At 55.3% G+C, this 989-nt stretch carries 1 protein-coding gene; it reads right to left on the minus strand.

What is annotated here, in order from left to right:
- A partial coding sequence (locus tag KDX30_RS29435; protein WP_231678249.1) for an IS110 family transposase occupies positions 1-719 on the minus strand: 719 nt, incomplete at its 3' end.
- Positions 720-989 lie beyond the last annotated feature (270 nt).

The following is a 989-nucleotide window of genomic DNA, read 5'->3' on the forward strand; positions in this document are numbered from 1 at the left end:
GTCAGCCTCACATCAAGTCCCGCATGACGACTCACCTGAGATGATTTCAGCGTTGTGGGCAACGTGGTTAGCTCAGCCAATGCCGCAAACACTGAAACTTCCCCCATCCCCGGCGCCGCTATCATGTGCTTGAATTGCGCACTCAGTGTGGGGCATGTCGAGATCAACTCACGGCCCGCAACCCTGAAGCGTTCAATTCGTTTGTCGAACATAGCAATCGCCTCTTCCTCATCCTCGATGAGCAGCGCCATTGAGGTTTCAGTCGCCTGCAACGCATGCAGCTCGTTCTTTGCCCGAGTGCGGTGGCAGGTCAGGCGGTTGATATGGCGACCAATGGCCCGTAGTTCCAGCTGGATCGGCGTAGGAGCAACCCACAATCGGGGTGTCATGCGCTCGCCATACTCGGCCAATAACTGCGCATCGATTCCGTCAGTCTTACTGGTTGTCAGCGTAAGTTTGGCGAAGTTATGGAAGCTTTTCGGATTAATGACCGAGACCGGCAAACCCGCTGCGGCCAGCTCAATAGCCAGATCCAGGTAATAAACTCCAGTCGCCTCCATGACCACCGCGACGGGTTTGAGGGACAACAGCTTTTTCACGGCTGCCTTACGCCCCTTCGGCGTCTGGATAATGTCCCAAGAACCTGCCACACGGCCCTTGTCCCTCCAGCTCATGGCGCAACTGCGAGACCCAACGTCGATACCGATATACAACCCCATGCTTTCAACTCCAGAGAAATCAGGTAAAAATGTCTCCGGTTCCCCCGACCTCGAACTTCATGCCACTGCAACCTTGTAATGCGAAGTCCGACTTGTCGGCTTCTCGATACTCTTCGTGGTGGGCAATGAGGCGGGGGGGCCTCTCTACAGACAAGGTCAGGACTTGGTCCTGCCTTCAGGAGCGATCGGCCTCCCCCAGAAACGTATTTCTCGTATGTCACACCTTAGAGACTAACCCTTCTCCTTGGTGCAGGAGCAACATACAAGGAG

Source organism: Pseudomonas quasicaspiana, assembly GCF_021147825.1.
Taxonomy (GTDB): Bacteria; Pseudomonadota; Gammaproteobacteria; order Pseudomonadales; family Pseudomonadaceae; genus Aquipseudomonas; species Aquipseudomonas quasicaspiana.